5 protein-coding genes, 1 tRNA gene and 1 rRNA gene are annotated in these 13804 nt (G+C 70.5%); 6 read left to right on the top strand and 1 reads right to left on the bottom strand.

Features of this window, described 5'->3' with window-relative positions:
• Window positions 1-152: 152 nt before the first annotated feature.
• From rrf to ABT112_RS03015, 3 genes are all read left to right on the top strand, one after another.
• Window positions 153-269: ribosomal RNA gene (rrf, locus tag ABT112_RS03005) — 5S ribosomal RNA — on the top strand.
• A gap of 106 nt (window positions 270-375) precedes the next feature.
• On the top strand, window positions 376-1074 hold the full coding sequence (locus ABT112_RS03010; protein WP_351504885.1) for a DegT/DnrJ/EryC1/StrS family aminotransferase: 699 nt from the start codon (window positions 376-378) through the stop codon (window positions 1072-1074).
• 127 nt (window positions 1075-1201) lie between these two features.
• Window positions 1202-1277: transfer RNA gene (locus tag ABT112_RS03015), tRNA-Thr, on the top strand.
• 111 nt (window positions 1278-1388) lie between these two features.
• Here the strand turns inward: ABT112_RS03015 and ABT112_RS03020 are convergent.
• The gene (locus tag ABT112_RS03020; protein WP_351505151.1) at window positions 1389-4016 is read right to left on the bottom strand and encodes a SpoIIE family protein phosphatase; all 2628 of its coding nucleotides are present in this window, start codon (window positions 4014-4016) and stop codon (window positions 1389-1391) included.
• 435 nt (window positions 4017-4451) lie between these two features.
• Between ABT112_RS03020 and ABT112_RS03025 the strand changes: the two genes are divergently transcribed.
• From ABT112_RS03025 to ABT112_RS03035, 3 genes are all read left to right on the top strand, one after another.
• Complete coding sequence (locus tag ABT112_RS03025; RefSeq protein WP_351504887.1) at window positions 4452-9965, top strand: HAMP domain-containing protein; 5514 nt, start codon at window positions 4452-4454, stop codon at window positions 9963-9965.
• 237 nt (window positions 9966-10202) lie between these two features.
• Window positions 10203-10880, top strand: coding sequence for a response regulator (locus ABT112_RS03030; protein ID WP_351504889.1), 678 nt, complete (start codon window positions 10203-10205; stop codon window positions 10878-10880).
• A gap of 139 nt (window positions 10881-11019) precedes the next feature.
• On the top strand, window positions 11020-13800 hold the full coding sequence (locus ABT112_RS03035; protein WP_351504891.1) for a DNA translocase FtsK: 2781 nt from the start codon (window positions 11020-11022) through the stop codon (window positions 13798-13800).
• The last annotated feature ends 4 nt before the right edge of the window (window positions 13801-13804 follow it).

A 13804-nucleotide genomic window follows, 5' to 3' on the forward strand; every position in this document is an offset into this window, starting at 1 on the left:
GGTTGATAGGCCAGATATGGAAGCACGGTAACGTGTGGAGTTGACTGGTACTAATAGGCCGAGGGCTTGTCCTCAGTTGCTCGCGTCCACTGTGTTTGTTCTGAAGTAACGAACTCGCCTTTTGTTGGCTGGAGTTGTTATCTTCATAGTGTTTCGGTGGTCATTGCGTTAGGGAAACGCCCGGTTACATTCCGAACCCGGAAGCTAAGCCTTTCAGCGCCGATGGTACTGCAGGGGGGACCCTGTGGGAGAGTAGGACGCCGCCGAACAATCATTGAGAGAAAGCCCTGTCGGGAACTTCGGTTCCCGACAGGGCTTTCTCGCGTTGTGGTGCCCGCCACTTGGTGTTCACATTGCCCGGGCACGATCCGAGGCATGGAACTGGGACACCCTGCAGACGCGGTACAGCGAGCATTGACGAGTGCGGGCGTGCGCGGCATGGAGGTGATCGTGCCGTCGTACGGACCCGTCGAGGTGGCGGACGCCGTATGCCAGGCCGGCGGCGTGCCGGTGTTCGTCGACATAGACGCGGACACCTTCTGTGTCGATCCGGCGGCGGTCGAGGACGCGGTGACCTCCAGGACGGCGGCCGTCGTCCCGGTCCACCAGTTCGGCCACCGGGCCGACATGGCCCGCATCGGCCGCATCGCCGAACAGCGAGGCCTGGCCGTCGCCGAACACCAGGACCAGGAGAGCTCCTCGGCCGAGATCTCGGTACGGCAGACCAACGCCGCGTACCTCACCCGCCGGCTCACGGACGTCGTCACCCCGGGCATCGCCCCGGGCGCCGGCCACACCTTCGTCCAGTACGTGGTGCGGGTACCCGGCAACGGGCGGCCCGACCGGGACGCCTTCGCCCGGACGCTGAAGGCCCGGGGCGTGCGCTGCCGGGTCCCCGTGCAGACCCCCGTGCACCGGCTGCCGCTCTTCCGCCGTGATGTGTGGCTGCCGGAGACCGAACGGGCCGCCGACGAGTGTCTGGCCCTTCCGGTGGACGCGGGCATGACGCGCCGTGAGCTGCACCGGGTGGCTTCCGCATGCAACGCGCTCGGCGGACTGCTGCAGCCCGCCTGAGCCGGCACACAGGACGATCAGGGCCGTCGTCGGACGCGAATCCGTGCTGTCGGGCGGCCCGTGTGGGGCGGCTCCGGGTGTGGTCAGGAGCGCAGCTGTGTTCGGGTAGTATTGAGTTCGTCGCTGCGCCCCAATAGCTCAGTCGGCAGAGCGTCTCCATGGTAAGGAGAAGGTCTACGGTTCGATTCCGTATTGGGGCTCCAAGAAGAAGGCCCCCGCCGGTTGGCGGGGGCCTTTCTCGTTCACTGTCTTTCTCGTTCACCGCGGCGCCGAGGTCCGGGCTCCCGGCGTCCTGCCGCCGGGAGCCCGTCCGCTCAGTCCGTCTGCAACTCGGGTACCCGCATGGCCAGGATGGCCATGTCGTCCGAGGCGGGCTCCGCGGCGAAGCGCTCGACGGCCCGCAGGATGCGTGCGGCCACGGCGCCGGCCGTCAGTCCGGTGCACGTGGTCAGGACCTCGACCAGGCCGTCGTCACCGAGCATGCGGGTGCCCTCGCGGCGCTCGGTCACCCCGTCCGTGACGCAGAGCAGGACATCGCCGGGGTCGAGGGTGACGGTCTGCTCGTACAGCTCCAGATCGTCCATCACACCGAGCAACGGCTGGGGCTCCGCGGCCGGTTCGACGCTGCCGTCCTGCCGGAGCCGCAGCGGCAGCGGATGCCCGGCGCACACCACCTTGAGCACCGCGCTGCCGTCGTGCTGCGGCCACAACTCCCCGTAGAGCAGGGTCAGGAAGCGGCTGCGGGCGCCCTCGTCGAGGATGGCCGCGTTCAGCCGCTCCAGCACGGCCGGGCCGCCGAATCCCTCACGGGCGAGCAGCCGCAGGGCGTGCCGGGCCAGGCCGGTCACCGCGGCGGCCTCCGGGCCGGTGCCGCAGACGTCGCCGATGGCGAAGCCGTACGCGCCGTCACGGATCGGGAAGAGGTCGTAGAAGTCGCCGCCGACCTCGTTGCCCTCGCCCGCCGCGCGGTAGATGACCTCCACCTCGACGCCCGGGACCTCGGGCTGCTCCGGTGGCAGCAGGCTGCGCTGCAACGACTGGCTGATGGCGGTGCGTTCCGAATACAGCCGGGCGTTGTCCAGGGCGAGCGCCGCCCTGCGGGAGAGGTCCTCGGCGAGCTCCAGGATCTCCTGGCGGAAGTGCTCCTCGGAGGGCTTTCCGAGGGTGAGCATGCCGATGACGCGGTTGCGGGCGACCAGTGGCAGGACGACGGTCTCGCCGCCGACGGCCGAGGCCGTGGCGAGCGAGGGGCCGGGGCCGGACGCCGAGTGGTCGCCGAGCCCGAGGTTCCGCAGCGAGGAACGCAGCGCCGCCGAGTGGGCGGCATCGCTGGGCGCGGTCCAGACGCGGGCGCCGGGCGTCGGCACCGGGTCCGGCGGCGGGACCTTGCCCAGCAGTGTCTTGAGGCCGTCGATCCGGTCCTCGTCCTCGTGCAGCACGTAGGAGAGTTCGGGCTCGGTGGACTGGTCGGCGACGGTGTAGACCGCGCACCAGGTGGCCAGCGTCGGGACCGTCATCTGCGCCATCAGGGCGAGCGTCTGGTCGCGGTCGAGCGTGCCCGCGAGCAGGTCGGAGGCCTCGACGAGGAAGGACAGCGAACCGCGGCGCAGCCGTTCGAGCTCGGTGAGCCGGGCCCGTTCGACGGCCAGTGCGATGCGGTCGGCGGCGAACTGCAGGCGCAGGGCCTCCTCGTTGGTGTAGCGGCCGGGTGCCTCGGCGGCCACGCCCAGCGATCCCGTCAGCCTGCCCTCGACCTTGAGGGGAACCGTCACCACGGACCGCATGCCGGTGCCGCCGAGGAGCGGCACGGCGCCGGGGACCACGGTGAGGTCCTCATGGACCGCGGGCATGCGCGCGGAGCCGTAGCGGCCGGTGCCCGCCTCGACGGGGACCCGGGCGAAGCGCTGACGGGCCGACGGCAGCCCGGTGGAGGCGCGGACCTCCAGCTCGGTCTCGTCGTCGGTGGCCAGCAGCAGATAGGCGGAGTCGCCGTCGAGCATGTCGCGCGCCCGCTCGACCGTGCGCTGGAGCAGGCCGTCGAGGTCGTCCGGGGCGGGGGAGCCGATGAAGACCTCGAAGGGGTCCGTGGCCGGACCGCGGCCGTCGGCGGAGGAGGCGGAGCTGTCCCGGGAGGCCGGTGCCCGCAGGGTGGCCTGGAGGACGGCGCGCTCGTGGTCGCGGACCAGCAGGCACACCGTGGACGGCTCGCCCGCGGCGTCCCGCACCCGCAGGTGGGAGGCGTAGACGGGGACGACGCGGCCGTCCACGTCCCGGATGCCGTAGGAGCCCTCCCAGCGGGAGAGCTGGAGCGCCTCGGCGATGCCGGTGCCGGTCCCAGGGGTGTGCGGCCAGGCGGCGAAGTCGGTGAGGGGCTTGCCGACGACCTGTTCGGGGACGAAGCCGAAGAGGTCCTGGGCGTCGTCGCTCCAGGAGCTCACGGCCCCGGCCCGGTCGATCTGGATCACCGCGACCCGGACCCGGGAGTCGGCGACGGGCAGGGCGTCGGTGGGCAGGGCCGGCCCGGCGGAGCGGGTCCCGGCGAGCCGCTCGGAGAGGTCGAGCTGGAACCAGACCTGCTTGTGGGTGGGGGTGTACTCGACGCCCCAGCAGGTGGCCAGGGCGCCGCAGAGCAGCAGGCCGCGGCCGCCCTCCCGGTCCGGGTGGGCGATGTGACTGCGGCTGTTCTGGAGCGGGAGTTCCCGCTCCGGGTACCGGTCGGCGACCTCGATCCGTACGCCCTGGTCGGTGCGGAGGCAGAGGACGTCGGCCGCGGTGCCGGCGTGCACCACCGCGTTCGTCACCAGCTCGCTGGTGAGGACGACGGCGTCGTCCACGATGTCCGAGAGGCCCCAGCCCTGGACCGTGTCCCGGACGAAGGCCCGGGCGACGGCGACCGAGCGGCCGACCGGCTCGAAGGTGGCCGCGGCCCGGGCGGTGATCACTGTCCTCCTCGGGGGTGCCCCGGTGTCCTCCTCGGGGGCGGCCGCGCCGTCGAAGGAGCCGGGGAGCACGACTGCGCCCTCTCCGTCCGGCGAGTGGTCCATCTCACTGTCTGCGATGCTCTGCCGGACCAAGCCCTCGCCCCGCTCCTTCATCCCCGCTCCCTGTGGGCCGGACGGACCCCGTCGCGGCACCCCGCCGATGCCAAGTCGTTTCGCTGCACACTCCACCCGGTGTCGGGTGGATGGACAGCCGGATGCCAGGTTACTTACCTTCGCGGTCCGTGCGGATGCCGGTCGCGAGTGTTTCCGTCCGGAGAGTGCGGTAGGCGTTGTGCGATGCTGCCGAACTGTTATGGCCTGGTAGGGCCAGGGTGAAACACTGGGCACGCTTGAACAGAACCTGGCTAGAACGGTCGACCCTGCGGGAGGGACACGGTGGAGTCTGGCGCAGCGGCGCGGGGCGCAAGCACGCGCGCGAAAGGCGGACGTTCCCGTAATAGCGGGACGACCGAAGTGGATACGGCCGCGCTGAACAGATTGCTCACCGGCCTGGTCGCCATGCGGGACGGAAATTTCCGTAAGCGGTTGACGGTGTCGGGCGAGGGCCTGATGTCCGAGGTCGCCGCCGTGTTCAACGAGGTAGCGGACCGGAATCTCCACCTCACGGGTGAGCTCGCCCGGGTGCGGAGGGTGGTCGGCCGTGAGGGAAAGCTCACCGAGCGGCTCGAGACCGGCGCCTGCGAGGGCTCCTGGGCGGCGGCGATCGACGCGTCCAACGCGCTGGTGGACGACCTCGCCCGGCCGGTGTCCGAGGTCGGCCGGGTGCTGTCCGCGGTCTCCGAGGGCGATCTCGAGCAGCGGATGGATCTGCGGGCGCTGGGCTCGGACGGAACGGCGCACCCGTTGCGCGGCGAGTTCCTGAAGGTCGGCCGGACCGTCAACGGGCTGGTGGACCAGCTGTCCGCGTTCACCGACGAAGTGACGCGGGTGGCCAGCGAGGTGGGCACCGAGGGCAAGCTCGGCGGTCAGGCCAAGGTGCGCGGCATGTCGGGCTCCTGGAAGGACCTCACCGACTCCGTCAACACGATGGCCTACCGGCTGACCGCGCAGGTGCGGGACATCGCGCTGGTGACCACGGCGGTCGCCAAGGGCGACCTGTCGCGGAAGGTCACGGTCCATGTGGCCGGAGAGATGCTGGAGTTGAAGAACACCGTCAACACGATGGTGGATCAACTCTCTTCGTTCTCCTCGGAGGTGACGCGCGTCGCCCGCGAGGTGGGCACCGAGGGCGAGCTCGGCGGCCAGGCGCAGGTGCCGGGCGTGGCCGGTGTGTGGAAGGACCTCACCGACTCCGTCAACCTGATGGCGGGCAATCTGACCGCGCAGGTGCGGGGGATCGCCCAGGTGACGACGGCGGTGGCCAACGGCGACCTGTCGCAGAAGGTCACGGTGAGCGCACGGGGCGAGGTCGCCCAGCTCGCCGAGACGATCAACACCATGACCGAGACGCTGCGGACCTTCGCCGACGAGGTCACGCGGGTCGCCAGCGAGGTGGGGGCCGAGGGCCAGCTCGGCGGTCAGGCGCAGGTGCCGGGTGCCGCGGGTACGTGGAAGGACCTCACCGACTCGGTGAACACCGCCTTCCGGAACGTGACCACGCAGGTGCGGGACATCGCGCAGGTCACGACGTCGGTGGCGAACGGCGATCTCTCCCAGAAGGTCACGGTCGACGTGGCCGGCGAGATGCTCGAGCTGAAGAACACCGTCAACACGATGGTCGACCAGCTGTCGTCCTTCGGCGCCGAGGTGACGCGCGTTGCGCGTGAGGTCGGCGTGGAGGGTGAACTCGGCGGTCAGGCGCAGGTGCCGGGTGCCGCGGGTACGTGGAAGGACCTCACCGACTCGGTGAACACCGCCTTCCGCAACCTCACCGGGCAGGTGCGGAACATCGCCCAGGTGACGACGGCGGTGGCCAACGGCGACCTGTCGCAGAAGGTCACCGTGGACGTGTCCGGTGAGATGCTCCAGCTGAAGGCCACCGTGAACACGATGGTGGACCAGCTGTCCCTGTTCGCCGACCAGGTGACCCGGATGGCGCGCGATGTGGGCACCGAGGGCCGGCTCGGCGGTCAGGCCCAGGTCGACGGGGTGTCCGGGACGTGGAAGGACCTCACCGACTCCGTCAACTTCATGGCGGGCAACCTCACCTCTCAGGTGCGGCAGATCGCCCAGGTGACGACGGCGGTGGCGCGCGGTGACCTCTCCCAGAAGATCGAGGTCGACGCCCGCGGCGAGATCCTGGAGCTGAAGAACACCATCAACACGATGGTGGACCAGCTCTCCGCCTTCGCGGAGCAGGTGACCCGGGTGGCCCGCGAGGTGGGCACGGACGGGCGGCTCGGCGGTCAGGCGCAGGTGCCCGGCGTGGCCGGTGTCTGGCGGGACCTCACGGACTCCGTGAACGGCATGGCCGGCAACCTCACCGCTCAGGTGCGGAACATCGCCCAGGTCGCCACGGCGGTGGCGCGCGGTGACCTGTCCCAGAAGATCGATGTGGACGCCCGGGGCGAGATCCTGGAGCTGAAGAACACCCTCAACACGATGGTGGACCAGCTGTCCTCGTTCGCGGACCAGGTGACGCGGGTGGCGCGTGAGGTGGGTACCGAGGGCATCCTCGGCGGCCAGGCCGAGGTGCAGGGGGTCTCCGGCACCTGGAAGGACCTCACCCAGTCCGTCAACTTCATGGCGAACAACCTGACCTCGCAGGTGCGCAACATCGCGGAGGTCACCACGGCGGTCGCCAAGGGCGACCTGTCGAAGAAGATCACGGTCGACGCCAAGGGCGAGATCCTCGAACTGGTCACCACGGTGAACACGATGGTGGACCAGCTCTCCTCGTTCGCCGAGCAGGTGACCCGGGTGGCCCGTGAGGTGGGCACGGAGGGCCAGCTGGGCGGTCAGGCCCGGGTGCCCGGCGTCACGGGCATCTGGAAGGACCTCAGCGGCAACGTCAACCTGATGGCGAACAACCTCACCATTCAGGTGCGGAACATCTCCCAGGTGGCGACGGCGGTGGCCAACGGCGATCTGACCAAGAAGGTGACGGTCGAGGCGCGCGGCGAGGTCGCGCAGCTCGCCGACACCGTCAACACCATGGTGACCACGCTGTCGTCCTTCGCCGACGAGGTGACCCGGGTGGCCCGCGAGGTGGGCACCGAGGGCATCCTCGGCGGTCAGGCCCGGGTGCCCGGCGTCTCGGGCACGTGGAAGGACCTCACCGAGTCCGTGAACTCGATGGCGTCCAATCTGACCGGACAGGTCCGCAACATCGCGATGGTCACCACCGCCATCGCGAAGGGCGATCTCACCAAGAAGATCGACATCGATGCCCGGGGCGAGATCCTCGAGCTCAAGACGACGATCAACACGATGGTGGACCAGCTGTCGTCGTTCGCCGAGCAGGTGACCCGGGTGGCCCGCGAAGTGGGTACCGAGGGCCAGCTGGGCGGTCAGGCGCGGGTGCGCGATGTCGACGGCACCTGGCAGGACCTCACCGAATCGGTGAACGAGATGGCGGGCAACCTGACCCGCCAGGTGCGGGCGATCGCCGCCGTCGCCGCCGCGGTGACCCGCGGCGACCTCAATCTGAAGATCGACGTGGACGCGGCCGGCGAGATCCTGGAGCTCCAGGACAACATCAACACGATGATCGCCACCCTCCGCGAGACCACGCTCGCCAACAAGGAGCAGGACTGGCTCAAGGGCAACCTGGCCCGGATCTCCGGTCTGATGCAGGGCCGCCGCGACCTCAAGGACGTGGCCGGGCTGATCATGAGCGAGCTGACGCCGGTGGTCTCCGCCCAGCACGGCGCGTTCTTCCTGGCCACCCCGACCGGGGACGGCACCGAGGTCGGGGCGCCGGCCGAGGACGGTTCGTACGAGCTGCGCATGATCGGCAGCTACGGCTACTCCATGGGCACCATGCCGACGTCCTTCCGGCCCGGGGAGACGCTCATCGGCACGGCCGCCGAGGAGAAGCGGACCATCCTGGTGGAGAACGTGCCGCCGGGCTATCTGAAGATCGCCTCCGGGCTGGGCGAGGCGCCGCCGGCCCATGTGATCGTGCTGCCGGTGCTCTTCGAGGGCCAGGTCCTGGGCGTGATCGAGCTGGCGTCGTTCCAGCCCTTCGCGCAGATCCAGAAGGACTTCCTCAGCCAGATCGCGGAGATGATCGCGACCAGCGTCAACACCATCAGTGTCAACACCAAGACCGAGGTGCTGCTGAAGCAGTCGCAGGAGCTGACCGAGCAGCTGCGGGAGCGGTCGGCGGAGCTGGAGAACCGGCAGAAGGCCCTCCAGTCGTCCAACGCCGAACTGGAGGAGAAGGCCGAGCTGCTGGCCCAGCAGAACCGCGACATCGAGGTGAAGAACACCGAGATCGAGGAGGCCCGGCAGGTGCTGGAGGAGCGCGCCGAGCAACTGGCGGTCTCCATGCGCTACAAGTCCGAGTTCCTGGCCAACATGTCGCACGAGCTGCGCACCCCGCTCAACTCGCTGCTCATTCTGGCCAAGCTGCTCGCGGACAACGCCGACTCCAACCTCTCGCCGAAGCAGGTGGAGTTCGCCGAGACGATCCACGGAGCGGGTTCGGACCTGCTCCAGCTGATCAACGACATCCTCGACCTGTCGAAGGTCGAGGCGGGCAAGATGGACGTCAGCCCGACCCGGATCGCGCTGGTGCAGCTGGTGGACTACGTGGAGGCCACGTTCCGCCCGCTGACCGCCGAGAAGGGCCTGGACTTCGCCGTACGGGTCTCCCCGGAGCTTCCGGCGACCCTGCACACCGACGAGCAGCGGCTGCTCCAGGTGCTGCGCAACCTGCTGTCGAACGCGGTGAAGTTCACCGACGGCGGGGCCGTGGAGCTGGTGATCCGGCCGGCCGGGGCGGATGTGCCCAACGCCATCCGTGAGCAGCTGCTGGAGCACGGCTCGCTGCGCGACCCGGACGCCGACATGATCGCCTTCTCGGTGACCGACACCGGCATCGGCATCGCGGCCAGCAAGATGCGGGTCATCTTCGAGGCGTTCAAGCAGGCCGACGGCACCACCAGCCGGAAGTACGGCGGCACCGGCCTCGGGCTGTCCATCAGCCGGGAGATCGCCCGGCTGCTGGGCGGTGAGATCCACGCGGCCAGCGAGCCCGGCCGGGGCTCCACCTTCTCGCTCTACCTGCCGCTCAACCCCAGCGAACTGCCCCCGCAGGGCTACCCGCAGCTCGCCCCCGCCGGGCCCACCGGCGCCGGGGCACTCGCGGCGCCCGCCGGGGACCCGCTGCTCGGGGCCGCGGCCGCCGAGCTGGAACCGCCGCGGGAGATCCTGCCCCCGGCGGAGGCACAGCCGGCTCCGCGGCGCGGCGTCGGCGGGCTCGCCCGGCTGCGCCGGCGGGCCGCTGCCCCGGAGCCGCAGCGGCCTGCCGCCCGGGAGCTTCCGGCGCCCGCGGCGGCACCGGAGGAGACCTGGAACGGCCAGGGCGAGGACGCCGTGGCGGTGGCCTTCGAGGGCGGCTTCCACGGCGAGAAGGTGCTCATCGTGGACGACGACATCCGCAACGTCTTCGCGCTGACCAGCGTGCTGGAACAGCACGGACTGTCGGTGCTGTACGCGGAGAACGGGCGCGAGGGCATCGAAGTCCTGGAGCAGCACGACGATGTGGCGGTCGTTCTGATGGACATCATGATGCCGGAGATGGACGGCTATGCGACGACGGCGGCGATCCGCCGGATGCCGCAGTTCGCCGGTCTGCCGATCGTCGCCCTCACCGCGAAGGCGATGAAGGGGGACCGGGAGAAGAGTATCGAGTCGGGCGCGTCCGACTATGTCACCAAGCCGGTCGACACGGACCACCTGCTCACGGTGATGCATCAGTGGATGCGGCCCGCCGCTGACTGAGTGTTGCCGAACACGTGTGGGAACGCGGTATTCGGGGAACCTTCTGGTCTCCCACCGCGTTTCTGCTACGTGCACAGTGACATCGCGGTGACAGGGTGTGGCGACAGGCGGGGTGCGGCTACCATGACCGGCACAAGGACGGGCGACGCAAGGGAGTCGTCCGCTGGGGCGGCGCCCGGTGCTTCCCCGAGTCCTGCGGACAGGGGAGGCCCCATGCCGGGGCGAGGAGGACGGGCCATGGTGCAGAAGGCCAAGATCCTCCTGGTCGATGACCGGCCGGAGAATCTGCTGGCGCTGGAGGCGATCCTCTCCGCGCTCGATCAGACGCTGGTGCGGGCATCGTCAGGGGAGGAAGCGCTCAAGGCGCTGCTGACGGACGATTTCGCGGTCATCCTGCTGGATGTCCAGATGCCGGGCATGGACGGCTTCGAGACCGCGGCGCACATCAAACGCCGTGAGCGGACACGGGACATCCCGATCATCTTTCTCACGGCCATCAACCACGGTCCCCACCACACCTTCCGCGGTTACGCGGCGGGCGCGGTGGACTACATCTCCAAGCCGTTCGACCCGTGGGTGCTGCGGGCGAAGGTCTCGGTCTTCGTCGAGCTGTACATGAAGAACTGTCAGCTCCGTGAGCAGGCTTCGCTGCTGCGGCTGCAGTTGGAGGGCAGCCAGCCGGCGCCCGGGGACAGCAAGGAGCCCGCCGGGCTGCTGGCCGAGCTCTCGGCGCGGCTCGCCGCGGTGGAGGAGCAGGCCGAGGCGCTGTCCAAGCAACTGGACGAGTCCGCTGACGCTGCCGCCGTCGCCACGGCGGCGCATCTGGAGCGCAAACTCACCGGGCTGCGCCGGGCGCTGGACGCGCTGGAGCCCGGCACGGGGGAAGGCGCGTCGGCGCTGCCGTCGCAGAACTGACGCTGCCGTCGCGGTACGGCAGCCGCGTGTCATCCGCGTGTTGACCCATCGTCAACACGCGGATTTCCGTCGGCGACACGAACGGGTTAACCCGTGGGCACACGTGTCCCACGGGTCGGTCCCCGGTAACCTCGTCACCATGGCCTCACGTACGTCCGGCAAGGGTTCCCAGGGCGCGGCGGGCACTTCGAAGCCGCGCGCCGGTCGTACCGCGAGTGCCCCCCGGAAGACGGCTGCCAAGAAGGTCCCCGCCAAAAAGGGCGCGGCACCCGCGAAGCGGCCGCCGGTGAAGAAGGCTCCCGCCAAGAAGGCCGCGGCCCGCAGGCCCGCGCCCCGGGCGACGTCCCCGACCAACGGCGTCTACCGGCTCGCCCGCGCGGTGTGGCTCGGACTCGCGCACACGGTCGGGGCGCTGTTCCGCGGAGTGGGGCGCGGGGCCCGGGGCCTCGACCCCGCCCACCGCAAGGACGGCTTGGCGCTCCTGCTGCTGGGGCTGGCGCTCGTCGTCGCGGCGGGCACCTGGTCCCGGCTCCGCGGCCCGGTCGGCGACCTGGTGGAGATGCTGGTCACCGGGGCGTTCGGCCGGCTCGATCTGCTGGTGCCGATACTGCTGGGCGTCATCGCCGTGCGGCTCATCCGGCACCCCGAGAAGCCGGAGGCGAACGGACGGATCGTCATCGGGCTGTCGGCGCTGGTCGTCGGTGTGCTCGGACAGGTGCACATGGCGTGCGGATCGCCCGGGCGCGGCGAGGGCGCCGAGGCCATTCAGGACGCGGGGGGCCTCATCGGCTGGGGCGCGTCCAAGCCGCTGATCTTCACGGTCGGCGAGGTGCTCGCCGTACCGCTGCTGGTCCTCGTCACCGTCTTCGGCCTGCTGGTGGTGACGGCCACCCCGGTCAACGCCATTCCCCGCCGGATGCGGCAGCTCGGCGCGCGGCTCGGCCTCGTGGACGAGGACACGGTCGGCGGATACGCGGACGAGGAGTACGCCGGCGCGTGGCGGGAGACTCCCGCCCGGCGTCCGCGGCGCGCGGTGGCCCCTCCCGACGACGCCGACGGCGGCCCGGACGGGGCGGAGGACGAGGAGCTCACCCGGCGGCGCCGGGCCCGCAGGCCGTCGGTACGCCCCCGTGCGGACGGCCCGATGGACGCCGTGGACGTCGCGGCGGCCGCGGCCGCCGCGCTGGACGGGGCGGTGATGCACGGTGTGCAGCCCTCCCCGGTCGTCGCCGACCTCAGCCACTCGGTCACCGCGGACCGGTCCGCCGAGGCGTCGGCGGCCCGCGGCACGGGTACGGGCGCCGCCGAGCGGCCGCAGGCCGCCGCGCCGGAGAAGAAGAAGCAGCCGGCCGAGGCGTCCGGCGGTGTGCCGGACCTGACCAAGGCCGCCCCCGAGGGCACCCGCCCCCTGCCGGCCCGCGCCGAACAGCTCCAGCTCGCCGGGGACATCACCTACTCCCTCCCGTCGCTCGACCTCCTCGAGCGCGGCGGGCCCGGCAAGACCCGCAGCGCCGCGAACGACGCGGTGGTGGCCTCGCTGTCGAACGTCTTCTCGGAGTTCAAGGTGGACGCCGCGGTCACCGGCTTCACCCGCGGCCCCACCGTCACCCGGTACGAGATCGAACTCGGCCCGGCCGTCAAGGTCGAGCGGATCACCGCGCTGACCAAGAACATCGCCTACGCCGTCGCCAGCCCGGACGTCCGGATCATCAGCCCGATCCCGGGCAAGTCCGCGGTCGGTATCGAGATCCCGAACACCGACCGCGAGATGGTGAACCTCGGCGACGTCCTGCGGCTGGCGGACGCCGCGGGGGACGAGCACCCGATGCTCGTCGCGCTCGGCAAGGACGTCGAGGGCGGCTATGTGATGGCCAACCTGGCGACCATGCCGCACGTCCTGGTCGCCGGTGCGACCGGCTCCGGCAAGTCGTCCTGCATCAACTGCCTGATCACCTCGGTCATGGTCCGGGCGACCCCGGACGACGTCCGGATGGTCCTGGTCGACCCCAAGCGCGTCGAGCTGACCGCCTACGAGGGCATCCCGCACCTGATCACCCCCATCATCACCAACCCCAAGCGGGCCGCCGAGGCCCTCCAGTGGGTGGTGCGCGAGATGGACCTGCGCTACGACGACCTCGCCGCCTACGGCTTCCGGCACATCGACGACTTCAACGCGGCGGTGCGCAGCGGCAAGGCGAAGGCGCCGGAGGGCAGCGAGCGCGAGCTCGCGCCGTACCCGTATCTGCTGGTGATCGTGGACGAGCTGGCCGACCTGATGATGGTGGCGCCGCGCGACGTCGAGGACGCGATCGTGCGGATCACCCAGCTGGCGCGGGCCGCCGGCATCCACCTGGTGCTGGCCACCCAGCGGCCCAGCGTCGATGTGGTCACCGGCCTGATCAAGGCGAACGTGCCCTCGCGGCTGGCGTTCGCCACCTCCTCGCTCGCCGACAGCCGGGTCATCCTCGACCAGCCGGGCGCGGAGAAGCTGATCGGCAAGGGCGACGGGCTGTTCCTCCCGATGGGCGCGAGCAAGCCGGTGCGGATGCAGGGCGCCTTCGTGACGGAGGATGAGGTCGCCGCCGTCGTCGAGCACTGCAAGGCGCAGATGACCCCGGTCTTCCGGGACGACGTCACGGTGGGCACCGGGAAGAAGAAGGAGATCGACGAGGAGATCGGCGACGATCTGGACCTGCTCTGCCAGGCGGCGGAGCTCGTCGTCTCGACCCAGTTCGGCTCGACCTCGATGCTCCAGCGGAAGCTGCGTGTGGGCTTCGCGAAAGCGGGCAGGCTGATGGACCTGATGGAGTCGCGCGGGGTCGTCGGACCGAGCGAGGGCTCCAAGGCCCGCGACGTACTGATCAAACCGGATGAACTGGACGGAGTCCTCGCCGTGATCCGGGGTGAGACTCCTCCGTAAGCGG

It is taken from the genome of Streptomyces sp. NPDC002055 (assembly GCF_040296705.1).
GTDB lineage: Bacteria > Actinomycetota > Actinomycetes > Streptomycetales > Streptomycetaceae > Streptomyces.